The 24,644-nt window shown below is 74.9% G+C and carries 23 protein-coding genes; 8 read left to right on the top strand and 15 right to left on the bottom strand.

The window, feature by feature from the left end; genetic code table 11:
- Window positions 1-56 precede the first annotated feature (56 nt).
- The 6 genes from VK501_RS02490 to mdlC all read right to left on the bottom strand — a co-directional run bounded on the left by VK501_RS02490 (window position 57) and on the right by mdlC (window position 6,763).
- Complete coding sequence (locus VK501_RS02490; protein WP_324334300.1) at window positions 57-932, bottom strand: metal ABC transporter permease; 876 nt, start codon at window positions 930-932, stop codon at window positions 57-59.
- Window positions 929-1,699 (bottom strand): metal ABC transporter ATP-binding protein, encoded by a 771-nt coding sequence (locus VK501_RS02495; protein WP_324334302.1) that lies wholly within the window; start codon window positions 1,697-1,699, stop codon window positions 929-931. Before VK501_RS02495 ends, VK501_RS02490 begins: the two co-directional genes overlap by 4 nt.
- On the bottom strand, window positions 1,696-3,453 hold the full coding sequence (locus tag VK501_RS02500; protein WP_324334304.1) for a metal ABC transporter solute-binding protein, Zn/Mn family: 1,758 nt from the start codon (window positions 3,451-3,453) through the stop codon (window positions 1,696-1,698). Before VK501_RS02500 ends, VK501_RS02495 begins: the two co-directional genes overlap by 4 nt.
- A gap of 75 nt (window positions 3,454-3,528) precedes the next feature.
- Window positions 3,529-3,918 (bottom strand): hypothetical protein, encoded by a 390-nt coding sequence (locus VK501_RS02505; RefSeq protein WP_324334306.1) that lies wholly within the window; start codon window positions 3,916-3,918, stop codon window positions 3,529-3,531.
- A gap of 63 nt (window positions 3,919-3,981) precedes the next feature.
- Window positions 3,982-5,097 carry an alpha/beta hydrolase gene (locus VK501_RS02510; protein WP_324334308.1) on the bottom strand — a complete coding sequence of 372 codons (1,116 nt, stop codon included), beginning with the start codon at window positions 5,095-5,097 and terminating at the stop codon, window positions 3,982-3,984.
- Window positions 5,098-5,128: 31 nt separating this feature from the next.
- Window positions 5,129-6,763 (bottom strand): benzoylformate decarboxylase, encoded by a 1,635-nt coding sequence (gene mdlC, locus VK501_RS02515; protein WP_324334310.1) that lies wholly within the window; start codon window positions 6,761-6,763, stop codon window positions 5,129-5,131.
- 114 nt (window positions 6,764-6,877) lie between these two features.
- Here mdlC and VK501_RS02520 point away from each other — a divergent pair, with 114 nt between their 5' ends.
- From VK501_RS02520 to VK501_RS02530, 3 genes are all read left to right on the top strand, one after another.
- Window positions 6,878-7,663, top strand: a complete 786-nt coding sequence (locus VK501_RS02520) for a HemK/PrmC family methyltransferase (protein ID WP_324334312.1) — start codon at window positions 6,878-6,880, stop codon at window positions 7,661-7,663.
- Window positions 7,653-8,888: a benzoate/H(+) symporter BenE family transporter gene (locus VK501_RS02525; RefSeq protein WP_324334314.1), complete on the top strand. Its 1,236-nt coding sequence runs from the start codon at window positions 7,653-7,655 to the stop codon at window positions 8,886-8,888. The genes VK501_RS02520 and VK501_RS02525 overlap by 11 nt, the downstream gene beginning before the upstream one ends.
- A gap of 124 nt (window positions 8,889-9,012) precedes the next feature.
- On the top strand, window positions 9,013-9,921 hold the full coding sequence (locus tag VK501_RS02530; RefSeq protein ID WP_324334316.1) for an esterase/lipase family protein: 909 nt from the start codon (window positions 9,013-9,015) through the stop codon (window positions 9,919-9,921).
- A 39-nt stretch (window positions 9,922-9,960) separates the two neighbouring features.
- On the opposite strand, the gene VK501_RS02535 is transcribed toward VK501_RS02530, so the two are convergent.
- Window positions 9,961-11,757, bottom strand: a complete 1,797-nt coding sequence (locus VK501_RS02535) for a CocE/NonD family hydrolase (RefSeq protein WP_324334318.1) — start codon at window positions 11,755-11,757, stop codon at window positions 9,961-9,963.
- Between the two features lie 90 nt (window positions 11,758-11,847).
- Here VK501_RS02535 and VK501_RS02540 point away from each other — a divergent pair, with 90 nt between their 5' ends.
- Window positions 11,848-12,903: a lysylphosphatidylglycerol synthase transmembrane domain-containing protein gene (locus VK501_RS02540; RefSeq protein WP_324334320.1), complete on the top strand. Its 1,056-nt coding sequence runs from the start codon at window positions 11,848-11,850 to the stop codon at window positions 12,901-12,903.
- Between the two features lie 28 nt (window positions 12,904-12,931).
- Here VK501_RS02540 and VK501_RS02545 read toward each other — a convergent pair whose 3' ends face one another.
- A complete protein-coding gene (locus VK501_RS02545) occupies window positions 12,932-14,092 on the bottom strand; it encodes a DUF3089 domain-containing protein (protein ID WP_324334322.1) in 1,161 nt (386 codons plus the stop codon).
- Between the two features lie 64 nt (window positions 14,093-14,156).
- Window positions 14,157-15,821: a penicillin-binding transpeptidase domain-containing protein gene (locus tag VK501_RS02550; RefSeq protein WP_324334324.1), complete on the bottom strand. Its 1,665-nt coding sequence runs from the start codon at window positions 15,819-15,821 to the stop codon at window positions 14,157-14,159.
- Between the two features lie 222 nt (window positions 15,822-16,043).
- Here VK501_RS02550 and VK501_RS02555 point away from each other — a divergent pair, with 222 nt between their 5' ends.
- The gene (locus VK501_RS02555; RefSeq protein ID WP_324334326.1) at window positions 16,044-16,955 is read left to right on the top strand and encodes an acyl-CoA desaturase; all 912 of its coding nucleotides are present in this window, start codon (window positions 16,044-16,046) and stop codon (window positions 16,953-16,955) included.
- On the opposite strand, the gene VK501_RS02560 is transcribed toward VK501_RS02555, so the two are convergent.
- From VK501_RS02560 to VK501_RS02570, 3 genes are read right to left on the bottom strand one after another with little or no spacing between them, the layout of a single operon-like run.
- Entirely contained in the window at window positions 16,952-17,671 is a 720-nt protein-coding gene (locus VK501_RS02560; RefSeq protein WP_324334328.1) for a lysophospholipid acyltransferase family protein, read from the bottom strand. The two genes, VK501_RS02555 and VK501_RS02560, sit on opposite strands and share 4 nt — an antisense overlap.
- 54 nt (window positions 17,672-17,725) lie before the next feature.
- Complete coding sequence (locus VK501_RS02565) at window positions 17,726-19,141, bottom strand: peptidoglycan-binding protein (protein ID WP_324334330.1); 1,416 nt, start codon at window positions 19,139-19,141, stop codon at window positions 17,726-17,728.
- 43 nt (window positions 19,142-19,184) lie between these two features.
- A complete protein-coding gene (locus VK501_RS02570; protein ID WP_324334331.1) occupies window positions 19,185-19,616 on the bottom strand; it encodes a MarR family winged helix-turn-helix transcriptional regulator in 432 nt (143 codons plus the stop codon).
- Window positions 19,617-19,745: 129 nt separating this feature from the next.
- Here VK501_RS02570 and VK501_RS02575 point away from each other — a divergent pair, with 129 nt between their 5' ends.
- On the top strand, window positions 19,746-20,414 hold the full coding sequence (locus VK501_RS02575; RefSeq protein WP_349260961.1) for a response regulator transcription factor: 669 nt from the start codon (window positions 19,746-19,748) through the stop codon (window positions 20,412-20,414).
- Window positions 20,411-21,760, top strand: coding sequence for a HAMP domain-containing sensor histidine kinase (locus VK501_RS02580; RefSeq protein WP_324334335.1), 1,350 nt, complete (start codon window positions 20,411-20,413; stop codon window positions 21,758-21,760). The genes VK501_RS02575 and VK501_RS02580 overlap by 4 nt, the downstream gene beginning before the upstream one ends.
- Window positions 21,761-21,784: 24 nt before the next feature.
- Here the strand turns inward: VK501_RS02580 and VK501_RS02585 are convergent, their stop codons facing one another.
- A complete protein-coding gene (locus VK501_RS02585) occupies window positions 21,785-22,456 on the bottom strand; it encodes a DedA family protein (RefSeq protein ID WP_324334337.1) in 672 nt (223 codons plus the stop codon).
- A 435-nt stretch (window positions 22,457-22,891) separates the two neighbouring features.
- Here VK501_RS02585 and VK501_RS02590 point away from each other — a divergent pair, with 435 nt between their 5' ends.
- Complete coding sequence (locus VK501_RS02590) at window positions 22,892-23,038, top strand: hypothetical protein (RefSeq protein WP_324334339.1); 147 nt, start codon at window positions 22,892-22,894, stop codon at window positions 23,036-23,038.
- A 610-nt stretch (window positions 23,039-23,648) separates the two neighbouring features.
- On the opposite strand, the gene VK501_RS02595 is transcribed toward VK501_RS02590, so the two are convergent.
- Window positions 23,649-23,795: a hypothetical protein gene (locus VK501_RS02595; RefSeq protein ID WP_324334341.1), complete on the bottom strand. Its 147-nt coding sequence runs from the start codon at window positions 23,793-23,795 to the stop codon at window positions 23,649-23,651.
- 12 nt (window positions 23,796-23,807) lie between these two features.
- Window positions 23,808-24,548, bottom strand: a complete 741-nt coding sequence (locus VK501_RS02600; RefSeq protein WP_414641036.1) for an LLM class F420-dependent oxidoreductase — start codon at window positions 24,546-24,548, stop codon at window positions 23,808-23,810.
- Window positions 24,549-24,644: the final 96 nt, after the last annotated feature.

The following is a 24,644-nucleotide window of genomic DNA, read 5'->3' on the forward strand; positions in this document are numbered from 1 at the left end:
TTGCGGGTCTTCGCCCAAGGGGCGAAACCCGCGGCTGGTTAGGACCCACGCGCCCCCTATGCCCGCGCGGCGGCCGGCGTCGCGGCGCGCGAGCGACCCGCGACGGCCCGGCGGGCGGCCTGGGCGGCCAGAGCGACCGCATAGGTCGCGACGATCACCGCGGCGATCGACGCGCCGGCCGCGGTGCGCGCGTAGTAGCTGAGGTAGAGCCCGCCGCAGCCGGCGAGGACCGCCACGGCCGCGGCGACGGCCATCATGGTGGACATGCGGTGCGTCACCGCACGGGCGATGGCGGCCGGTCCCACCAGCACCGCGACGACCAGCAGGTTGCCCAGGCCCTGCACGGCGACCAGCAGCGCGGCGGCGACCAGCAGCAGCAGCGCCGCGTCGACGGTGCCCGCGCGCACGCCGAGCGCGGCGGCGTTGAGCCGGTCGAAGCCGACGAGCAGCAGCCGGCCGTGCAGCAGCGCCAGCGCGATCACCACCGCGACCGCGAGCAGCGCGGCGAGCACGAGGTCGAGGTCGCTGACGCCCAGCACGTCGCCGAACAGGAGCTCGCCGAGGCCCGCCGGCGTGGCGGGCGAGAGCGCCAGCAGCGCGCCGAGGCCCAGCAGCGCCGTCACCACGACGGCCACCGCCGTGTCGCGGCCGATCGCGGGCGTGCGCGCTGCGGCGGCGATCGCCATCGCGGCCACGGCGAGGCCCGCGGCGCCGCCGAGGATCAGCGGGATCCCGGTCAGCGCGGCCAGCACGAGGCCCGGCAGCAGCGCGTGGGCCAGCGACTCGGTGCTGTAGCTCAGGTTGTAGAAGATGATCCAGCAGCCGAGCGTCCCGCCGGTGATGCCGAGCAGCAGCACCTCGAGCAGCGCGCGCCGGTCGATGGACTGCTCCCACGGCGCGATCAGCGTGTGCCAGAGCGTCGCGACGATCACGCGTGGTCGTGGCCGTGATGGTGGGGTGGCATCACGCAGCGCTCGTCGGCGACCTCGACGAGCTCGGCGCCGTAGGTGCGCTCGAGCGTCTCGCGGGTCAGGACCTCGGCGGGCGGGCCGAAGGCGACCTGCTGGCGGTTGAGGCAGAGCACGCGCTCCCAGTCGCGGGCCTGCTCGACGTCGTGCGTGGCGATCAGGAGCGCGCGGCCGTCGGCGGCCAGCCGGGCGAGCAGGCCGTCGAGCAGGTCGATGCTCGGCGCGTCCAGGCCGACGTAGGGCTCGTCCAGCAGCAGGACCGGGGCGTCCTGCACGAGGGCGCGGGCGACGAGCACGCGCTGGCGCTGCCCGCCGCTCAGGTCGCCGAACGTGCGGTCGGCGCGATCGGCGAGGCCGACGTCGGCCAGCGCGGTGCGGGCGCGCTCGCGGTCGGCGCGGCCGGGGCGCCGCCACCACGGCAGCGTCGAGAGCGTGCCCATCAGCGCGACGTCGAGGGCGCTGACCGGGAAGTCCAGGCGCGAGCGCTCGGTCTGCGGCACGACGCCGATGCGCGCGGGCCGCTGCAGCGTTCCCGCGGCGGGGCGCAGCTCGCCGAGCAGCGTGCGGAAGAGCGTGGTCTTGCCGCCGCCGTTGGGCCCCAGGACGGCGATGCGCTGCCCGGGCTGGGCGGTGAACGTGACGTCGCGCAGCACGGGCGGGCCGGCGCCGTAGCCGGCCGCCAGGCCCTCGGTCGCCATCAGCGGGGCGCCGATCGCGCGCACGGCGCTCATGCGCCGCTCCGGCACTGCTGCCGCCCGCCGGTGAAGCCGCGCACCATCGTGGCCGCGTTGGCGCGCTCCATGCCGAGGTAGGTCGCCCCGGCCGAGCCCGCCGCGCCGAGCGTGTCGCCGTAGAGGTCGCTCTCCATCCGCGCCCCGGTCTGGCGCGCGAGCGCCTCGGCGAGCTTGGGGCTGGCCGAGGACTCGGGGAACACGGCGCTGACGTGCTCGCGCCGGATGACCGCGCTGAGGTCGGCGAGGTCGCCCGCCGACGGCTGGGCCTGGGTCGTCTGCGACGGGATGACGGCGCCGACGACGGCGATCCCGTAGCGGTGGGCGAAGTAGGCGAACGCGTCGTGGTCGGTGACGAGCTTGCGCTCCGCGGTGGGGACGCGGTCCATGCACACGGCGATCGATCGATCGGTCGCGCGCAGCCGCTTGATGTAGGTGTCGGTCGCGCGGTCGATCTGCGCACGCCGCTCCGGGTCGGCCTTGACGAGCGCGTCGTGGACGCGGCCGGCGGCGTAGACCATGTTGCGCGGGTCGTGCCACCAGTGCGGATCGAAGCGCGACGCCTCGGGGCCGGTGGACTCGCCGGGCAGCGCGACGGGACGGCCGGCGCCGGCGTCCAGCACGGTGGGGTCGCCGCCGGCGTCGCGGACGACCTCGTCCATCCACGCGTCGAGGCGGTCGCCGCTGCGGACGACGAGCGCCGCGCCCGCGGTGTTCTGGATGTCCTTGGGTCGCGGCTCGTAGTCGTGCGGGTCGGAGTTGGGCTGCAGGATCTGGGTGACCGACACGGCCGGGCCGCCGACGTTGCGGACGAGGTCGCCGAGCTGGGTGGTGGTCGCCACGACGGCGATGCGGCCGTCGGCCGCGCTGCTGCCCGAGCCGGCACAGCCACCGGCGAGGAGCGCCAGCGCGGCGGCCGCCGAGACCGCGAGGGCGGCGCGGCCGCGGCGCTGCGTGCGCGCGGCGCGGGCGAGCGCGGCGACGGCGAAGACCACGCCGCCGACGACCGCGATCGTCGCGCCGGGCGGGGCGTTGGTCTCGACCGACAGCCAGAGCCCGGTGACGCCCTCGGCGAGCACGAGCGCGACGGTCGCCAGCTGCCAAGGGCGCAGGCGGTCGACGAACAGGCGCGTCGTCGCGGCCGGGACGACGAGCAGGGCGGTGGACAGCAGCGCGCCGATGGCGTCGAGCGCCGCGACGGCCGAGGCGGCGACGAGCGCGAGCAGCAGCAGGTCGGGCAGGGGCGAGCGCGCGCCGAGGGCGCGGGCGCCGTCGCGGTCGAAGCCCGAGGCGAGCCAGCGGCGGCCGAGCAGCGCGCCGGCCAGCAGCACCGCGACGCCGACGGCGCCGGCGACGAGCTGGTCGGTGGAGTCGATGATCAGCAGGCTGCCGAACAGCAGCCGCTCGACGCTGCCCTGGGAGTGAAAGACGTCGCTGGCGAGGATCACGCCGGCGGCGAGCGCGCCGACCAGGACCAGCGCGGTGGCGCTGTCGTACTCCTCCCGGCCGCGGTTGGCCAGCGCGGCCACGCCGATCGCGACGAGGCCCGCGGTCGCCAGCGCGCCGAGCAGCGGCGAGAACCCGAGCCCGTCGGCGAGGACGAGGCCGGGGAAGGCCGCGGTGCCGACGGCGTGGGCGTAGAAGCTGAGGCCGCGCAGCACGATCCAGGTGCCGAGGATCCCCGAGCCGACCGCCAGCAGCGCGATCTCGACCACGGCACGCTGGACGAAGGGCAGGTCGAACGGGGCGGGCACGAAGGCGGCAGTGTAACAAGAACGGTTCTCATTCTCGAACCGCGAGAGTCGGGGGGTGCCGCGGCGCGCGCGGCCCTACGCGTCGTGCGGCTCGGCGGCGGTCGCGGCGTTGCGCGTGCGCCAGGCGACGAGGCGGCGGGCGAGGACCGGCGAGAGGCTGGTGGCCAGCGCGTCGGCCTCGGCGGCCGACTGCTCGTCGTCGAGGCCGAGGACCTCGTGGGCCAGCACGCGGGCGGCGTGCCGGCGGGAGGTGAGGACCAGCGCGGCGCTCGTGCCGCTGGCCGTCAGGGTCAGGGCCTCGGCGGCGACGAGGTCCAGCGCGCGCAGGCGCCGGATCATCTCCAGCGCGGTCGGGTGCGAAACGCCGACCTTGCGCGCCACGGCCGCCTGCGACGGCGGGCTGCCGGCCACGTTGAGGTCGCGCAGCGCGAGCAGGTAGCGGGCCTCGCCCTCGGTGATCTCCATGCACGGCACCGGCTCGGAGGATCCGGGTCTGGGTCGGGTCGAGCGTGCGGGCATGGGTACCTCTCAGGCTACCGACGTGGGCGGCGTCGCCGGCGGGAGCCGCGCCGCGGCGGGAGCGCGGACGGTGCCCTGGGCCAGCGCACCGGCCAGCACCGCCAGCGCCTGGCGGGCGCTCGGGATCGCGCTCATGTTGAAGAAGCCGTGCACCTGGCCGTGGCGCTGCACCGTCACCGGGACGCCGGCGTCGCGCAGGCGTTCCGCGTAGGCCTCACCCTCGTCGCGCAGCGGGTCCGGGACGCACGTGCCCACGTAGGCGGGCGGCAGGCCCGCGAGGTCGGCGGCGCGCAGCGGCGAGGCCTGCGGCTCGGAGCGCCGCGCCGCGTCGGGCACGTACTTGCCGACGTACCAGTCCATCCCGCGCTCGGTGAGCAGGAAGCCCTCGGCGAAGGTGGTGACCGACGGCGCCTTGGCGGCGAGGTCGACGGCCGGGTAGATCAGCAGCTGGAACGCGGCGTCGGGCAGGTCGTCGTCGTCGCGGGCCGCCAGCGCGACCACCGCGGCGAGGTTGCCCCCGGCGCTGTCGCCGCCCACGGCGATGCGCTCCGGGTCGATCCCGAGCCGCGCGGCGGAGGCGGCCGCCCACGCGTAGGCGGCGATCGCGTCCTGCGCGGCCGCGGGGTAGGGGTGCTCGGGCGCCAACCGGTAGTCGACCGACAGCACGCGGACACCCGAGAGGTGCGCGAGCAGCCGGCAGCCGGGATCGTGCGTGGCGACCGAGCCCTGCACCCACCCGCCGCCGTGGAAGTACACCAACAAGGGACCGCGGGCCGGGGCGCCCTCCGGCACGTACAGCCGGGCGGGGATGGGTGCGCCGCCCGGCCCCGGGATCGCGTGGTCGACGGTGGTCAGCGGCAGCCGCGGGCGCACCGCCAGGGGGCCGGCCGAGAGCGCGAGGCGGCGGCGCTGCTCGGCGACCGGCACGCGGTCGTTCTGGCGGTCGGGCGCGATCGCCGACAGGCGCGCGAGCAGCCACGCCTCGGGATGCAGGCCACCGGCGTGCGGCGGCGGCGCGCCGGCCAGCCGGCGCACGAGCGGCGCCGGCAGCGAGAAGACCATGCGGCAGAGCCATCCGCCGGCGCGGGCCTCCGCGCGGCCGAGCCACAGGGACGGGGTGATCACGGGGTCAGCTCCTCGAGTCGTGAAACATGGCCTAGAACAACGCCATTCCGGGCTGGACGCCGACCTCGACCAGGCGCGGGCCGTCCTGGTCGGCGAGGGCCTCGCCGAGCGCGGCGTGCAGCTCGTCGCGGCCGGTGACCGTCCGCGACGGCACGCCGTAGCTGGCGGCCGTGGCGGCGACGTCGAGCGCGGGGAGGTCCAGGCCCGGGGCGCCCTCGACCTGCTCCAGCGTCGCGAACCACTTCAGGATCGAGTACTCGCTGTTGCGCAGCACGAGGAACGTGACAGGAATGTTGTAGGCCTTGGCCGTCCAGAAGCCGGTGATCGCGTACTGCGCCGATCCCTCGCCCAGCACGCAGACGACCGGTCGCGACGGCTGGGCCAGCTGCACCCCGAGCGCGGCCGAGAGGCCGAAGCCCAGGCCGCCGGCCGAGCCGAAGTAGTAGCTGCCGGGCCGGGAGATCCGCAGCCGGTTGCGCAGCGCCAGCGTGCTCGACGGCGACTCGAGCACGATGATCGCGTCCTCGGGCAGCAGCTGCGCGAGGACGCCGTGGACGTCGCCGGCGTACATCGGGCCGCCGGGCTCGGACTCCGCGCGGGCCGGCGCGTCGAGCGCCGGGGGCGCGTCGAGCGGCACGGGCGGCGTGCGGTCCGACGCTCCGCCGGCGGCCAGCTCGGCCAGCAGCGCGTCGAGGGTAAGCGCGACGTCGGCGACGAGCGCGTCGCCCATCGGCGCGCGCGCCGCCTCGTCGGGGTCGTTGGTGATGGCGATCAGCGCGGTGCCCGCCGGCAGCGCCGGGCCGGGCAGGTAGGGGTAGTACGGGAACACCGACGAGCCGACGACGAGCACGAGGTCGTGGCCCTCCAGCGCCTGGCCGGCGGGTCCGATGGCGGGCGGCAGGCTGCCGCGGAAGTGGGGGTGGCCCTCGGGGAAGCCGAGGCGCCCGCCGCCCGGCGCCGGCGTCGCCCACACGGGCAGCGCCTGGTGCTCGGCCAGCGCCACGGCCTGGTCCCAGGCGCCCGCGGCGTCGATGCCCGGTCCGGCGATCATGACCGGCGCGCGGGCGCTGCGGAGCCGCTGCGCGAGCGCCCGCACCGCGGCCGGGTCGGCGCCGGCGCGACCGCTGACCTGCCGCGTGACCGCGTGGCGCGCGGCGGCCTCGTCGACCTCGACGCCCCAGTCGTCCATCGGCAGCGACACGAACGCCGGGCCCTGCGGCGGCAGCGACGCGAGGTACGTGGCGCGCGCGAGCGCGGCCGGGACGTCCTCGGCGCGCGGCGGCTCGAAGCTCCACTTGACGTAGGGCTGGGCGACCTCGGTGGCGCGGTGGTTGGTGAGGTTGGCCTGCATCGTGATGTGCGGCCGGACCTGCTGGCCGGCGGTGACCAGCAGCGGCGCCTTGTTGGCCTGGGCGTTGAAGATCGCGCCCATCGCGTTGCCGAGTCCGGGCGCGGTGTGGAGGTTGGCGTGGGCGATCCGCCCGGACGCCTGCGCGTAGCCGTCCGCCATGCCGATCACCACGGCCTCCTGGAGACCCAGGACGTAGCGGAAGTCGGACGGGAAGTCGGCGAGCATCGGCAGCTCGGTGGAGCCGGGGTTGCCGAAGATCGTCGTCATGCCGCGCTCGCGGAACAGCTCGAACGCCGCATCGCGCACGGTGGTCACGGGTCAGGTCCTCCTCTTGGCGGGGTGCCGGCGGGCTCCGGGATTCGGGCTCGCCGCCGTGCAACCCTGCCAGATGGGCCGCAGCGCGTGGCGGGGTACTAGGGTCGTTGGCCCATGACGCCGGCGCCGAACGACTCCGAGGGCCTCACCGCGCTGCTCGCGCGCGCCGGGTTCGTCGCGGCCGACGAGGAGGCCGAGGAGCTCCTCGCCCGCGCCGCGGGCGACGCCGAGCTGCTCGACGGGCTCGTGCGCCGTCGCCTCACCGGGGAGCCGCTGGCCTGGATCACCGGGAGCGTCTCGTTCTGCGGGCTCGAGGTCCGCGTGGATCCCGGGGTCTACGTCCCGCGCTGGCAGAGCGAGCTGCTCGCGCACCGCGCCGTCGAGCGCCTGCCGGCCGGCGGCACGGCGATCGATCTCTGCACCGGGGCGGGCGCCGTGGCCCTGACGTTCAGCACGTACCGCCCCGGCGCGCGCGTCGTCGCGTCCGACGTCGACGAGCGTGCCGTCGCGTGCGCGAGGGCCAACGGCGTCGAGGTCTACCGCGGCGACCTGCTCGCCCCGCTGCCGCGCACGCTCGAAGGCCGCGTGGACGTGGTCGCCGGCGTCGTGCCGTACGTGCCGACGCCCGAGCTGCCGCTGCTGCAACGCGACACCTTCACCTTCGAGTCGACGCTGGCCTACGACGGCGGCCGCGACGGCACGGACGTCCTCCGGCGCGTCCTGGCCGACAGCCCGCGCTTCCTCCGGCCGGGCGGTGCGCTCCTGCTCGAGCTGGGCGGTGAGGAGGCCGACGCGCTGCGCGACGACCTGGCGCGCCTCGGGTACGTCGACGTGACCGTGCTCGTCGACGAGGACGGCGACCTCCGCGGCATCGAGGCGACGCTCGGCCGTGCTCGATGATCAGCCCGGGCGCCCGCGCGTGAGCCCGCGCTCCGGCATCCTGCACCCGGTCCTCGCCGGGGTCGTGGCGGCGCTGGTCGGGTTCGCCGGGGCGTTCGCGATCGTCCTGGCCGGCCTGCACGCCGTCGGCGCAAGCGACGCGCAGGCGTCGTCGGGGTTGTTGGTGCTGTCGGTCTCGATGGGCGCCGTCGGCGTCGTGCTGTCGCTGCGCCACCGCATCCCCCTGACCATGGCGTGGTCGACGCCGGGCGCTGCGCTGCTGATCGCCGCCGGGCACGTGCAGGGCGGCTACCCGGCGGCGCTGGGGGCGTTCATGCTCGCCGGCCTGCTGATCGTCCTCTCGGGTCTGTGGCCCGCGCTGACGCGGGCGATCCTCACGATCCCCGGCCCGCTGGCCAACGGCTTGCTGGCCGGCGTCCTGCTGTCGGTCTGCCTCGCACCGGTGCATGCGGTGGTCGAGGTGCCGCGCCTCGGCATCCCGGTGGTCGTGGTGTGGCTGATCCTCACGCGGGTCGCCCGGCGGTGGGCGGCCATCGGCGCGCTGGCGGCCGCGGCGATCGGCGTCGCGCTGGACCCGGTCTCCGGCGCGGGACCCGCGCACCTGCTGCCGCAGCTGACCTGGGTCACGCCGGCGTTGAACGCCGGCACCCTGATCGGCCTGGGCCTGCCGTTGTTCGTGGTGACGATGGTGTCGCAGAACGTCGCGGGCGTCAGCGTCCTGCGCGCCAACGGCTACGAGGCGCCGCTGCGGCCCGTGCTGACCGCCACCGGCGCCGCGTCGATCGTCGGCGCGCCCATGGGCGCGCACGGCATCAACCTCGCGGCGATCACCGCGGCGCTGACCGCCGGGCCCGACGCCGATCCCGACCCGTCGCGCCGCTGGATCGCGGCCGTCAGCGCCGGCGTCGTCTGCCTCGTGCTCGGCCTCGGCGCCGGGCTCGCCACCGCGCTGCTGGCCGCGTCGCCGCCGGTGCTCATCGAGGCCGTCGCGGGCCTGGCGCTGCTGGCCACGCTCGGCGCGGCGCTGCGTGCGGCGACCGCGGACGACGACCAGCGCGAGGCCGCGATGATCACGTTCGTCGTCAGCGCCTCGGGCGTGACGGTCATCGGGATCAGCGCGCCGTTCTGGGGGCTGCTGGCGGGGCTCGCGTTCCTCGGATGGCACCGCGCGCGCGCCGGTCGGTCGCCGATCGCCCGTGAGCCCGCCGTCCGACAGCGCGCCTGACGAACGCGTCGTCGTGACGCGTTGATCATGTAGGGGTTGCACGCCGTGGCACCGCTCTGGCAGTCTCACCGACGGAGTCATCGCCCTTCAGTCCCGAAGGGCGGGGAGCAGGAGGAGAGAGAGCATGCGCATCAAGCGTCTGGCGGCCGCGCTCGCGGTCGCATCGTCGTGCCTGGCCGGGTCTGCGGCCAGTGCGGGGGCGGCCCTTCCGGTCGTCTACAACTTCCCGACAGCGATCGCGGCGTCGGCGTTGCAGCCCGGCGGGTCGCCGCTGGGAGCCAACGACTGGTCGTGCCGGCCCTCGGCGGCGCACCCGCGCCCGGTCGTCCTGGTCAACGGCACGTTCGCCAACCAGATCACGAGCTGGAACGCGTTCTCGCCGCTGTTGAAGAACGACGGCTACTGCGTCTACACGTTCAACTACGGCGGCATGTTCCTCGGTCAGATCGGCGCCTACGGCTCGATCGCGGCGTCCGCGGACGAGCTGAAGACCGAGGTCACGAAGGTGCTGGCGAGCACCGGGGCGGCCAAGGTCGACATCGTCGGCTGGTCGCAGGGCGGGATGATGCCGCGGTACTACATCAAGAACCTCGGCGGGGCGAGCAAGGTCAACCACCTCGTCGGCCTGGCGCCGTCCAACCACGGGACGACGCTCAGCGGCCTGGCCACGCTGGCCGGCTACTTCCCCGGCGCGCTCCCGCTGGTCGGCGCGCTGTGCCCGGCCTGCACCGACCAGGTCAAGGGGTCGCCGTTCATCACCGCGCTCAACACGGGCGGCGACACGGTGCCAGGCGTCAGGTACACGGTGATCCAGTCCAAGTACGACGAGGTCGTCACGCCCTACACCTCGGCGTTCCTCTCGGGCTCCAACGTGACCAACATCACGATCCAGGACAAGTGCTTCCTGGATCTCGGCGAGCACCTGTCGATGACCAGCGATCACATCGTCGGTCGCGCCATGCTCAACGCGCTCGACCCGGCGACCGCGCGCAGCACGATCTGCTCGCCGATCGTGCCGGCGGTGGGCGGCTGAGCGCCGCCGCCGCGCGCGCCGCGTCGTTGGTCTGCAACGTCACCCGCCGGCGACGACGGGCAGCGTCAGCGCGCTCGGATCCTCGGGGCCCGTAGTGATCGTGACGGCGGTCGGGAGGGGGCTGCCGCGGTAGGCCGCGTCGCTGCCCGCGACGACGAGCCGGACGCGATGCCCGGCGGCGAAGCGATGCACGATCGCGGGCAGCGTGACGTCGATCGGCGCCGCGAAGCTCGCCGGCCGGATCGGGGCGACGAGCCGGCCCGGCTGCGTGACCGACCCGTCGGGCGCGACGTCCTGGACCTTGAGGAAGAGCGTCGGCCGGGCGGCCGGCAGGGCGGTGCCGAGGGGGCCCGGCACCTCGGCCGGCACGCTGATGCGCAGCCGCGCGCGGGGCGGTCCGACCACGTCGGCGTCGTGTTGCAGTGGCGCGCTCGTGTACTGCGCGAACGTCCCGGGCGCGTCGAACAGCGGCACGTCCTGGCTCAGCGCGCTGATCTCGGTGACCGACGTCGGCGCGCCGGCCGGCGGGGTGACCAGGGGCGCGCTGCCCGAGGCGGCCGCCGCGTGACGGTCCACCAGCGCGTCGTCTCCCGACAGCAGCATCCGCCGGTCCTTGCCCGCCGGGTAGGCGTCGGCGCGCCCGAAGGCCGGCGTCGCGTCGCCCGAGTAGGACACCCAGTCGCGGAAGTAGGTGAAGTCCATCGCCGGCGCCGGGCCGGTGCCACCGAGGTAGTGGTCGAACCACTCCTCCACGACGCGACCCTCAGCGGTCAGGTTGCCGTCGGCGTCCACCGGCGAGTACCCGCCGTCGCCGTCTCCCAGCTCTCCCGGCGCGGGTGCGCTGTGCGAGTGGCCCCACGACTGCCACACCATCTTGACCGGCGTTCCCTGCCCGCGCAGCGTCTGGTAGGTCGCGATCGCCTCGTTGAGGTTGAACAGCGTGTCGGCCTGGCCCTGGAGCAGCAGGGTCGGGATCCTGATGTGCTCGGCGTACGAGCTGACCGACGCGTGGCGCAGCAGCTCCAGCGTGGCCGGCGACGGCGCGCCGGTGATCCCGGCCTCCACGACGGCCGGGCACACCCGCGCGTCGAAGTTGGGGCACGTGGTCACGTCGCGGCTGGGGTCCGACTGGATGTTGGAGATGCCGTCGGTGATCCCGACGGCGGTGAACAGGGACGCCCACTGGTACTTGCCGACGCCCGGCACCGACGACGTCACGCCGCCGGTCAGCGCCGTGTTGTTGGGCGTCAGCGAGTAGGCCAGGTCGTTCCAGGTGATGATCGGGACGATCGTGTCGACGCGCGGGTCCTGGCCGGCGACCGCGTACTGGATCTGGCCGCCGTAGGACCCGCCGATCATGCCGACGCGCGGGTCGCCCGGCGCGTCGAGTCGCACGTCGTCGAGCACCGTCCCGTCCTTGGCCGCCTTGGTCCCGCCGAGGAACGACACGAGCTGCGATCCCGCCTGGCCGTCCCAGTCGGGATCGTCGAGCTGGATCCTGCAGCCCGACCCGCCGAAGCCCAGGCCCGAGTAGGACAGCACGACGTAGCCGCGCTGCGCCAGCGCGGTCGCCATCGCCCGCTGGTCGTCCTTGGAGCCGCCGAAGCCGTTGGTCGTGAGGACCGCGGGCGCGGGCGCGGCGGCGCTCGCCGACGACGGCGTGTAGAGATCGCCGACCACGTCGCAATGCGTGTCGTGCGCAGGACCGACCACGGTGTCGAAGTGCAGGGTGCGTACGCTGACCGACGGCACCTCCGCCTGGGCCGCAGCGGCCGGCACCCCTGCCAGGACCGCGGCGATCGAGATGAGCAGGACAGGACCCCGACTCGACCACATGGACCACACGTTGCCACGATCGCCACGACGATGCGCCGGTTGCCGGTGCGACGTCGGACGGCCGGCGACGGCAGGGGGGAGACGAGGCGCGTGACCTCGTCACAGCCCTCGGCGGAGCAGCCGCACCACGACCCGGCGTTCGAGGGGCGCCTCCTCGACCTCGAGGTCGACGAGGGCCGGCGCCTGCGCAACGGCATCGTCTCGCTCGTGGTCCTGGTGATCCTGGTCGGCGCGCTGGTGCTCGCCGTGCCGGGGCTGCGCGACGTCGCCGAGCGGCTGCGCGACGTCGATCCCGGGTGGGTCGGGCTGGCCATCGTGCTCGAGCTCCTCTCGTGCGCCGGCTACGTCCTCGCGTTCCGCGAGATCTTCTACCGCGTGCCCGCGATCCTGGCGATCCGCATCGCGCTGTCGGAGATGGCCTTCGGGGCGGTGCTGCCCGTCGGCGGAGCGGGCGGGATCGCGGTCGGCGCGTGGGTGGCCAAGGCCAAGGGCGGGTCGGTGCGGCGCTTCATGGAGCGCTCCGCGGTGCTGTTCCTCATCACCAGCGGCGTCAACGCCGCGACGCTCGCCCTCGCCGGACTGCTCGTCGGCGCCGGCGTGCTGCACGCGCCGCACCACATCACGCTGGGGCTGATCCCGGGGCTGGTCGCCACCGCCGGCCTGGTGCTGTTCTGGAACGTGCCGAGGCTGGAGCGCCACTTCCCGCTTCGGGACGGCTCGGGCCGGGCCGTGCGCTGGCTGCACGCGACGGCCGCGGTGGTCCGCGAGGCGCGCGAGGAGGTCAAGCACCCGACGTGGCGGCTGCTCGGCGCCGTCGCCTACCTGTGGTGCGACATCGCGATGCTGTGGGTGTGCTTCCGGGCCTTCGGCGAGACGCCGCCGGTCGGCGCGCTCACGCTCGCGTTCCTCATCGGCTACCTCGGCAACGTCATCCCGGTGCCCGGCGGCATCGGCGCGCTTGACGGCGGGCTGACCGCCGCGCTCGTGCTCTACGGCAGCGATCCGGCGTCGGCGGCCGCCGCGGTGCTCGCCTACCACGCGATCGTGCTGTGGGTCCCGACCCTGCTGGGGACGATCGCCTTCCTGCGGCTGCGCCCGACGCTCGCCGACCCGGTCGTGCTGGGGCCGGAGCGCCGCCCGCGCTGACGACGTCGTCGGCGCGGGCGGCTCGCTCTCAGTGCGCCGTGTACCGCGCGACCTGGCCGTGGACCAGCGTCACGAGGTTGCCGAGCGCGATGTTCGCGTCGACCAGGTGCAGGCCCCAGGTGGCGTCGGGCAGCGTCTTGAGCGATGGTGCGCCCGTGACGCCGGTGATCGTCAGCACGTTGATGCCGTTGGTCGACGTGCACTGGCCGCTGAACGCCTGGGCCTCGATCCACGGCGTGGAGATCGACGGCGTCGGCAGCCCGACCTGCGTCGTCAGCGCGCCGATCGTGGAGCCGGGCGCGAACGGCGCGCTCGGGTAGAGCGACGTGAGCGGCGCGGAGCCGCCGGCCAGCGCGGCCGGGTTGGTGCACAGCACCTCGGTCCCCGCGGTGCTCTGGCCGGCGACGACCGAGCGACCCTCGCCCGCGCGCCCGAACACCGCGGTCTCGGGCGGTGCCGCGTTGAACGTGGAGAACGCGACGACGCACCGCAGCTGCGTGGCCGACGTGCAGGCCTTCAGGTGCTGGAAGTCGCCGCCGTCCTTCTTGCCCTTCTTGACCAGCACGTTGCCGCCGAGCAGCAGCGCCGACACCATGCGCTTGCGCACGGCAGCCTGCTTGTCGACCTCCTGGGCGATCAGCTGGCGCAGGACGAACGTGCCCTGCGAGTGGCCGATGAAGACGACGCCGCGACCCTTGTTGTCGTGCTTGAGGTAGTCGCGCCAGGCGTCGCGCACGTCGGCGTAGGCGGAGGCGCGCATCTTCGCGGTGACGGCGTCGGGCTTGAGCAGGCCCGCGAGCGTGATCTGGCGGTACATCGGCGCGTAGATCCGGCACTCGCTGGAGTAGCGCGCGGCCTGGTAGAGCGCGATCGAGCGCTCCTCGGGATCGATGCGCCTGGTGGCCTGCATCGTCTTCTGGTCGCTGACGGTGGGGTAGACGTAGAAGCAGTCGATCTTGGGGCTCTTGGTCTGCGCGGGCGTCAGGGTGCCCTCCGTCTCGCCCGTCGGCGAGATGACCGTGGTGCCGAGGCCCATGGCGCACGGGTTGCTCTTCAGGCCGGGCTTGCACAGCCAGGTGGTGCTCGCCGAGGCGCTCGCGGTGGCGGCGCCGAGGGCGGCGGCGGCGCAGGCCGCAGCGGCCAGCGTCGTCATCAGCGCGCGCGGTGCGCGCCGTGGACCGTGGGACATTGCTCTCCTCCGTTGAACGGCGGCGCCGGCGATCCGGTACCGCGCCGTACATCTTGTCAGCCGGTCAGGATGACAGCGCGGCGGCGAGGACCTTGCGGGCGATGGGGGCCGCCGCGGTCCCGCCCGCGCCGGCGCCCACGAGCATCACGCCGACGGCGATCTTCGGGTTGCTCGCCGGGGCGAACGCCACGAACCACGCGTCGGTGTTCTTGGGGTCCGACGCGCCGCCGCCGGTGAAGCGCAGCTCGGCGGTGCCGGTCTTGCCGGCGACCTGGACGCCGGGGATCGCCGCCGCCGTGCCGGTGCCGCCGTTGACGACCCCGAGCATCATGTCGCGCACCTGCGCGGCGACCTTGGCGCTGACGGCGCGCTTGCGGATGACCGGGTCGTCGGAGGTCGCGCGCGGCTTGGCGCGCATGCCCTTGGCGCCGATCGTCGCGGCGACGCTCGCCATGCCCAGCGGCGTGGCGAGGTCCTTGTTCTGGCCGATGGCCGCGGAGCCGACGGCGATCGCGTCGGGCAGCTGGGCGGCCTTCGGGATCGTGTTGGGCTTGGCGACCGGCACGCGCGGCGTCTCGTTGAAGCCGAACGCCTCGGCGCGGGAGACGAGGCGCTGCGCACCGACCGCGGCGCCGAGCGGGGCGAAGACCGAGTTGCAGGAGTCGGCGAAGGACTTCGCGAGGCTGCCGCCGCAGGACTCGTTGCTGGCGTTGGAGAGCTTGACGCCCGACAGGGTCGCGGAGGTGCGCACGGGATAGGAGGACGAGGGCGTCACCTTCCCCGCGGCCAGCGCGGCCGACAAGGTGATGATCTTGAAGGTGGAGCCGGGCGGCTGCGGCGCGGAGACCGCGATGCCGGCCAGCGCGAGGACCGAGCCGTCGCGCGGGCGGATCACGGCGACGCCGCCGAGCCTGCTGCCCAGCGCGGTCTCGGCGGTGCGGGTCAGCCCCGGGCGCATGGTCGAGTGCACCGACTTGCCCGCGTGGGCCGCGACCTTGTCGATCAGGCGCGAGCCGAAGCGCAGCTCGGCGCCGGGACGGCCGGCCAGCCGGGTCGCGTAGCGCTTGCTCAGGCCGGGGGCGAACTTGGCGAGGACCGGGTCGTCGATCAGCGCGTGGCCGTCGGCGGTCAGGACCGTGGCGCGGCGCGCGGACTGCAGCGTCTTGCGGCGCGGCGCCTCGCCCTTGCGCAGGCCCGGCAGGCGCAGCGCAGGGGTCCATGTGACGCCGCCGCCGTCGGCGACGGGCAGCCGGACGGTGCCGCGCAGCGTGCCGAACAGGCGCGTGTCGGCGGCGACGGGCACGCTGACGGCGCCGCCGCTGGGATTGGCGGCCTTGCCGAGGCGCTTGCGCGTGACGGTGGCCTCGGTGTCGGCGCGCTGCACCAGCGCGATGAAGCGCGCGCGGGGATAGGCCTTCTGGCTCTTGGCGTCCAGCGCGTCGTACATCGCGCCGGCGTCGCGCGCGGCCCATGCCTTGGCGAAGCGGGCGGCGTCGGCGCGCTGCTGGGAGACCTTCTGCTGGTGGCGGACCACGAGGACGACGGCGCCACCGACCACGACGAGCAGCAGCAGCGGGACGAGGTAGGCGGCGGGGCTGCGGCGCCGGCGCGCGTAGGTACCGCCGGGCCGGTGGCGCTGGCGATGGCCGGGCTCCAGCCAGGGCACGCCGGCGCTGCGCCGCGGCGGCGACGAGGCGAACATCGAGCGACGGCGTCGACGGCGGGGCACGCCCTCTGTTTACCGTGCCGGCGCGCCGGATGCGGCGCTGCAGGCCGATGTGCGGCGAAATGGCTCCTTCGTCACAGGGCCTGGCCCTGTGACGAAGTGGCGAAGTCGTCACGGGGCCTGGCCCCGTTGGGGGATGTTTGTAGCTTGGGCACAATCGTGGCCGTGTCGCATCCGGCGCAGGGCACAAGAACGACATGCCGGTTGGCGCCACAGTGCAAAGACATGAGCCGCCCAGAACGTCTCGCCAACCTCGCCGGCGTCGTCGTGCCCTTCGTCGGCGTCCTCGCCGCGATCCTCCTGCTGTGGAACCAGTGGGTCGACTGGATCGATCTCGGCATCTTCGCCGTCATGTACTTCACCACCGCGCTGGGGGTGACCGTCGGCTTCCACCGGCTGCTGACGCACCGCTCGTTCCGCACCGCGCCGTGGCTCGAGCAGAGCTTCGCCGTCATGGGCTCGCTGTCGGTCCAGGGCTCGGTCATGGACTGGGTCGCCGACCACCGCAAGCACCACGCGCACACCGACGTCGAGGGCGATCCGCACAGCCCGCACGTCGGCCACGGCAGCGGCCTCCCCGGCCTCTGGCACGCTCACACCGGCTGGCTGCTGGAGACCCAGGGCCAGGCGGACTGGAAGAAGTACGCCAAGGACCTCTACGAGGATCCGGCGATGCGCAAGATCGGAAAGCGCTTCCCGTGGCTCGTCGTCGCCTCGCTGCTGATCCCGACCCTCCTCGGCTACGTCCTGCACGGCTTCACGTGGGAGGGCGCGCTGCGCGGCTACATCTGGGGCGGCCTCGTCCGGATCTTCCTCGTCCACCACGTGACGTGGTCGGTCAACTCGGTGTGCCACTACTTCGGCTCGCGCCGGTTCGACATCGAGGACAAGTCCACCAACGTGGCCTGGCTCGCCATTCCGTCGCTCGGCGAGTCCTGGCATCACAACCACCATGCCTTCCCGCGCTCGGCGCAGCACGGCCTCAAGCGCCGGGAGATCGACCTGTCGGCCCTGGTCATCCGCGGCCTGGAGCGCGCCGGGCTGGCGCACGACGTCGTGCGCATCACGCCCGAGCGCCAGGCGCAGAAGGCGATCCAGCCCGACCGCGAGCGCGAGAAGGTGCTGACGCCGAGCTAAGAGCTCGGGGTCTCGGCGGGCGCGGGCGCGGGCGCCGGCGCCTCGGCGTCCGGCGTCGCCGCCGGCCCGGCCTCGGCGGGCGGCGCGACCGCCCGCGGCCTGCGCCCGGCGTGGGCGATCGGCGCGTGGCGCCGGATCTCGTCCAGCAGGCGCACCGACAGCTCGCCCGGCGCCTCGCCCGCGTGGCGCGGCCCGCCCTCGGGCGCGAAGAAGCGCACGCGGACGCGCGGGCGCTTGGGGAAGCGCGGGATGTCGACCGTTCCCTGGACGGCGGCGCACACGAGCGTCGCCTCCGGCACCGCGTCGGCCAGGCGGCCGAAGCCGCTGCGGGCGCGCAGCACGCGACCCAGCGAGCGCGTGCCCTCCGGGAAGACGCCGATGCACGCGCCGGCCCGCAGCTCGTCGATCGCGCGGTCCATCGCGTGCGTGTCGCCCGAGCCGCGGTCGATCGGGATCTGCCCCATGCCGTCGAGGATCTTCGACAGCCCGCGGACCTTCCACATCGACGACTTCGCCAGCGCGCGGATCTGGCGTCGCGGCAGCCCGGCGATCCCGATCGCCACCGGATCCCAGTAACTGTCGTGGTTGCCGGCCAGCAGCACCGGGCCCTCGGTGGGCAGGTGCTCCAGCCCGGAGACCTCCAGGCGGCCCCACCACTTCACGGCGGGGGTGGTGACGGCCATGACGAAGCGGTACGTCGGCGAGACGGCGGACATGGCGTGCATCTTCGCGCAGCGCGCCGAGCGGCGGCGCGCCGCGCACGCGACGGGTCATCCGCCGGCCGTCGCCGTCCAGTCGACGGCCCGGAACGGCAGCGCCAGCGCGGCGGCCCACGTGGCCGTGTCGGTCGTGCCGGTCGCCGGGAGGCCGCCGGCCGTCTGGAGCGCCTGGACGGCCGCGATGGTCGCCGCGTCGAACTTCGCCGTCGGCGTCACGGTCGGGTAGGTGGTCGTGAGGTGCTGCTGGAGCCAGAGCACCTCGTCGCCCTTGGAGCCGTTGCCGAGCGCCGGCCAGCCAGGGTCCGGGAGCGTGTCGGCCACCGGCAGGGGCTCGCCGAGCACCGACCACGTCGCGTCCGTGCTCGCCTGCCAGCTCCACCACGACAGGCCGGTCGAGCCGTACGCGCCCCACACCTGGCGGAAGCGGCGCAGGTCGGTCGCCGACGGCGTCTGGTAGGTCTGGCCCAGCGGCGCGATCGGCGCGCCGTAGATGCGGTTGTGGGCGAGCGTGTGCGCGCTCACGGCGTCGACCGTCCCGCCGATGTCCTTCCAGTAGACCTGCGGCAGGTTGACCTGCGCGCCGCCCGGGCCGAGGAAGACCGAGAAGGGCAGGTTGGGGTGGTAGTCGACGTAGGGGAAGGACGTCAGGCCGATCGGGTAGTCGGCGCCGGCCGCACCGCGCAGCGAGGTGATGTACTTCTGGGCGGCCGCGTAACGGCCCTCGTAGTGGGTCTCGGCGTCGATGACGAAGCAGTCGGCGCCCGCGGCGACCGCGGCCGCCGCGGCGGCGGCCTCGCCCGCGGGATCGTCGCCGTAGACGAACTGCCAGGCGCACACCTTCAGCCCGTGCTGGTGCAGCGCGCCGACCAGCAGCGGGGAGAACTGCGGCCAGGCCTTGGCCCCGTCGGCGGCCTTGACGAAGACGGTCGAGACCTGGGCGGCGGCCGCGCGCGCGGCGATCGCGTTCACGTCGCCGCCGTCGGACCTCTCCAGCTGCCAGATCCACATGCCGTTGCCGGTGAAGACGGCCGGCAGCGGGCCGCCGGTCCGGGCCGGCGCCTTGATCGGCCTGGGCTCGGCGAGCACCGTGATGTTCCTCGCGTTCGAGCGCCGGCCGGCGCCGTCGCGGACCGTGATCGACACGGTGCCGGGCCGCACGCCGGCCGGCACGCGCGCGACGTAGCCCGCGCCGCCGCGCTTCAGCTTGGTGGCGAGCGCGCCGCGCGACCAGCGGAACGCTACGCGCTGGCCGGCCTTCAGGCGCGTGCCGCGCAGCTGCACCTGCCGGCCGATCCGGACCGCGACGCCGGACTTGCACGCCGACGCCGTCGCCGGGACGCAGCGGACGCCCGCGAGCTTCGGGGCGCGCGGGTTGAGCTTGGCGGCCGACGCGCCGGCGGCCGGCACGAGCGCGGCGGCGATCAGCGCGGCGGGCAGGAGGGCGGCGGCGGTCCGGGTGCGCGGCATCGGGGGTCGAGACTCGGCAGCCCGGTCAGAGTTGCGGCGGCGATCAGCGTTCGGTCAGTCGCCCGAGCAGCGCGACGCTGCTGGCCAGCGTCTTCTGCTCGGCGGGCGTGAGCTTCTCGGCGATGGCCTCGGCGAGCCAGCCGGCGCGCCGCTCGCGCTGATCCTCGAGCGCCGCGCGGCCGGCGGCGCTGGCCGAGACCAGGATCTTGCGGCCATCGGTGGGGTGGGGGGCCTGCTCGACGAGGCCGAGCCCGACGAGCAGGGCGACGGTGCGCGCCATCGACTGCGGGCGCACGCGCTCGGCGGCCGCGAGGTCGCTCGTGGTCATCGGGCCCGTGCGGTCGAGGTGGCCGAGGACCGCGGCCTGCCCGATCGGGAGAAGCGACGCCTCCCGGCGCACCTGCCGGACCAGCCGGCCGAGCGCGAGGCGCAGATCGGCGGCCGTGCGGGCGACGTCGGGGGCGGCGTCGGTCATCGCGCGGATCCTATCGGAATGTCTACAGCGGTGCTGTATAGTTCTGCGATCGTCGCGGCGCTGCAGGCCGCGGCCTGAACGAAGCCTGACTGCTGACGTTCAGGTTTGCGCCCGGGGGTCTACGCTGAGATGGTGTCAGCTCACCGACTCATCGTCGTCGAGGACGATCCCGAGCTGCGCTCGCTCGTCACGCGCGGCCTCGAGGAGGAGGGCTTCGCCGTGACCGCCGTCGGCGACGGCGCCTCCGCGCTGGCGGCCGCGCGCGAGACGGTCGACGCGCTCGTGGTCGACGTCGGGCTGCCCGACGCCGACGGGCGCGACGTCTGCCAGGCGCTGCGCGCGCAGGGCATCGGCGCGCCGGTGCTCTTCCTCACCGCGCGCGACGCGGTGACCGATCGCCTCGCCGGCTTCAGCGCCGGCGGCGACGACTACCTGACCAAGCCCTTCCACTTCGACGAGCTCGTCGCGCGGCTCAAGGCGCTGCTGCGCCGGGCCGGGGCCGACCCTGTCACCACGGTCGGGGCGCTGCGCCTGGACCCGACGACGCACGCGGCGGCCAACGGCGAGCGCGAGGTTGCGCTGACGCCGACCGAGTTCCGGGTGCTCGCCGCGCTGGCGGCCAACCCCGGCGTGGTGCTGCGCCGCCGCGACCTCGTGCGCGCGGCCTGGCCCGAGGGCGCGATCGTCCACGACAACACGCTCGACCAGTACGTCGCGCGCCTGCGGCGCAAGCTGCGCGAGCTCGAGCTGGAGCTCGGGATCAGCACCACGCACGGCGTGGGCTACCGCCTCGGATGAGGCGGCCGCGGTTCCGCACGCTGCGGGGGCGGCTGACCGCCGTCGCGCTGCTCGTCGCCGCGGTCGCCATCTGTGCGCTGACCATCGCCTTCAACCTGCTGCTGGCCGGCAGCCTCAGCGGCGACGCCGACAACCGGTTGCGCGCGCAGGCCGCGGCCGCGGCGACGACGGTGCGCGTCAACGACGGGCGCATCACGGCGTCCGAGGCGCCCAACGACGGCGCCGTCGACCGGCGCGTGTGGATCTACGACGGCACGCGGGCGATCGAGCGGCCGCCGGGCGACCCCGGGCTCCAGCGCGCCGCCGACGCGCTCGCCGGCGAGTCACGCGTCTTCGAGGACCTGCCCGGCGGCCGCGAGGTGCGGCTGTACGCGTCGCCGATCGTCGACGGCGGCCGGCAGGTCGGCACGATCGTCGCGGCGCAGTCGCTGAGCGCCTACGACCGCACGACCGACCTGGCGGAGATCGGGTCGGTCGCGCTCGCGCTGGTGCTCCTGGCGGCGATGTTCCTGGTCACGCGCCAGACGATCGGCCGGGCGCTCGGACCTGTCCGGGTGATGACGCGCGACGCGTCCGACTGGAGCGAGCACGCGCCCGAGCGGCGCTTCGGCGCCTCCGCGCGCCCCGACGAGCTGGGCGAGCTGGCGCACACCTTCGACGCGCTGCTGGATCGCGTCGCGGCGAGTCTGCGCCACGAGCAGCGGCTGTCGGCCGAGCTGTCGCACGAGCTCCGCACGCCGCTCTCGCGGATCGTCGCCGAGGCCGAGCTGCTGCAGCGCCGCGACCGGCCGCTGGACGAGCGACTCGAGGCCTATGACTCGATCGTGCGCTCGGCCGGGCAGATGAGCGGGATCCTCGAGACGCTCATGGCAGCGGCGCGCGCGGACGCCGGGCTGGACCGCGGGCGCAGCGAGCTGCGGGCGGTCCTCGGCGGCCTGCGCGAGGGGTGGGCGCAGGCGTGCGCGGAGCAGGGCGTCGCGCTGGACGTCGAGCTGCCGGCCGGGCCGGTGGCGGTGGGCGTGGACGCCGAGGTGGTCGAGCGGATCCTCGGGCCCGTGCTCGACAACGCGTCGCGCCACGCGCGCACGGCGGTGCGGGTCGCGACGGGGGTGCACGGCGCCCGCGTGACCGTGACGGTCCTCGACGACGGGCCGGGCGTGCCGGCCGACGCTCTCCAGCGGGTCTTCGAGCCGGGCGTCCGGCTGCAGGAGGGCGACGGCCATGCCGGCTCGGGCCTCGGCCTGCCGCTGGCGCGGCGCCTGGCGCGGGCGGCCAACGGCGACGTCGTGGCGGTCGCCGACGCCGGCGGCGGGGGCGCCGCGTTCGTGGTCGAGCTGCCGCGGTAGGCGCGTGGGTCTCCTAAAGGCGGGTCACGCGCGGGTGACCCGCCCGCGCCGGCTGCGGTGCAGGAGCACCGCGCCGCCGGCGAGCGCAACCACCACGACGAGCACCTCGACGCCGGTGAAGGCGCGGTGCACCGAATCCCACCGGTCGCCCAGCGCCCACCCGACGGCCGCGAAGGCGAAGCACCAGATCGCCGAGCCGAGCAGGGTGAGGAGCGTGTAGGGCACGAGCGGGGTCTCCAGCGCGCCGGCGGGGATCGAGATGAAGGACCGCACGACCGGGGTCAGCCGGCCGAGGAAGACCGCAGACCGGCCGTGGCGGTCGAACCAGCGCTCGGCTCTATCGAGGTTCTCGGCGTCGAGGTGCAGCCAGCGGCCGTGTCGCTCGAGCAGCGGTCGCCCGCCGTAGCGCCCGATGGCCCAGCCGATGAGCGACCCCACCAGGTACCCGACGGTGCCCGCCGCGGCGAGGACGAGGTAGCTCTCCAGGCCCGTCTGAAGCGTGTGGCCCAGGAGCACCGGGTGGTGGTCGGCGATCGCACCCGCCGCCAGCGCACCCGCGAACAGCATCGTGATCTCGCCGCCGGCGGGCAGCACCGCGTCGATCATCATGATGAAGAAGACCGCGTAGGCGCCATGCTGCCCGACCCAGTCGGTCAGCGTGCCGGTGATGGAGGCGAGGACGAGCGTGTGCGTCAAGGGGTCCGAGGATGGCATCGGCGCCTGAACGGCGCCTGAATAGGGCCTGAACGGCGCCTGGGCGGGCGCGTGTGGGCGTGGATGGCGCTCCGTTCGGGGCGCTGGACGTGCGGCGGCGCGTGGTCCGGGATCACTGACGAGTGCGCAAGCGGGCCCGGACGCTGGCGTGTCCTCCGCGGGCGCCGCGCCAGCCCGGGGCGTCCGCGGAACGGATGGCGAGTTGACGCTGTATCTCAACGGAAAAAAGCCATCCGTCGGCGGGCGGGCCCGCGAGCGGCACCTGGCCGTTGTATCTCAACGTCCAGGTGCCTTTCGCCGGCGGGCGCCGTTCACGCCCGAACGACCCCACCCGCGGCGCCCGCGGAGGACACCCGGCGCCGGCGCCCCCGATCACGCACTCGTCATCGCCCCCGAACGCCACGGCGTGACCCGCCCGTGGTCGGCACGCAGCGCGCGACCTTCATCGTGGACGAGAGCGGCACCATCGCCTGGTGCAAGATCCACGCCGTGGGCCTGGACTACGTCGGCGTCGACGAGCTGCGCGAGGCGCTGGCGTCGCTGCCGGCGTCCGTCGCGGACTGACCCCACGGCCGGCGCCCGGGCCCTACCGCGGGCGCCGTGGGCCGACCGACGCACCGCCGAGGCGGCCGGCGCCCAGCGCGGGCCGGTGACGCCACGCGGCGTGGACCGTCGGCGATGACGAGAGCGAGCGTGCGTCGCGGGCTCCGGCGCGCCCGGTCGTCCGCCAGCGCCCCGGGGCGGGTGGGCCCGAACACCGCGGCCCCACCGCGCCAAACAGGCCCACCCCCACCGCCCCGCCCTCCACACCCCGCGGTGGGCCCGTACACCGCGGCCCCACCGCGCCCAACAGGCCCACCGCCACCGCGCGGCACTCCACACCCCGGGGTGGGCCCGAACGCCGCGGCCCCACCCCACCCGGCCCACCCGGCCCCCACGGCTCCGCGGACGCCCGCGGCGCACGCGCCCCGGCCCCGCCGCGTGCTCGTCAGCGATCCCGCGCAACCGCGACGCCCACGCCCCGACCCCAGCGGGCGCCGCCAACCACGCCGACCCCGGAACGCCCGCCCCGCGACCAGCGCCCCACGGCGCCACCCCCCAACGCAAACGACCGCCCCGCGGGCGGCCGTCACGCAAATCCATGAGCGGTCGCCTCCGACCGCCGACGTCGGCGCTACCCCAGCACCGCCGACAGCCGCAGCTCGAGCGCCCCGGCGATCGCGTCGCGGATCGGGCCCTCGTCGTAGCGCTCGACGATCGCGCCGCCCCGCGCCACCGGCAGCGCCTCGAACGGAGCGCCAGCCCCGCCCGAACGACCCACAGGCGCCCGACCCTACGCCGCGCTCGACGCCCTCCCGTTAGCCCCATCCCGCCACTGCACGAGCTCGCGCACCGCACCCAGGTCGTAGCCCTTGCCGTCGCCGCCGAGCCCGACGATGAGATGGTCGACGCCGGCGGCCAGCAGGTCGTCGGCGCTGTCGAGCGCGTCGGCCTGGATGCCCCAGGTGCGCTCGATCTCGCCGGGGTTGCGCCCCACGGCGTCGCAATGGCCGAGCAGGATCTCGTTCTTCTTGGCGAACGTCGCAGCGTCGCCGAAGCCGTGCCAGAGGTTCGCGTGCTCGGCGACGAGCCGCAGCGTGACCTTCTCGCCGCTGCCGCCGATGAGGATCGGCATCTCGCCGACCGGCGGCGGGTTGAGCTTGCCGAGCCGCTCGCGGATCCGCGGCAGGTCGCGCTTGAGCGCCCGCAGGCGCGCCGGCGCGTCGCCGAACTCGTACCCGTACTCGTCGTAGTCCTTCTCGAACCAGCCGGCGCCGATGCCGAGGATGACGCGACCGCCGGAGATGTGGTCGATCGTCCGGTGCGCGTCGGCCAGCAGCTCGGGGTTGCGGTAGGAGTTGCAGATGACCAGCGCGCCGATCTGCGCGTGCTCGGTGACCTCGGCCATCGACGCGAGCGTCGTCAGCGCCTCGAAGTGCTTGCCCTCGGGCTCGCCGTAGAGCGGGTAGAAGTGGTCCCAGGTGAAGATCGTGTCGACGCCCAGCTCCTCGGCCTCGCGCCACGCACGGCGCATCCCGTCGAAGTCGGCATGCTGCGGTTGGACCTGCACTCCTACACGAACGGCCACGGGACGCTCCTCACCTCGCTGGAAGACAGCGCCGGACGATAC

It is taken from the genome of Baekduia sp. (genome assembly GCF_035318805.1).
GTDB lineage: Bacteria > Actinomycetota > Thermoleophilia > Solirubrobacterales > Solirubrobacteraceae > Baekduia.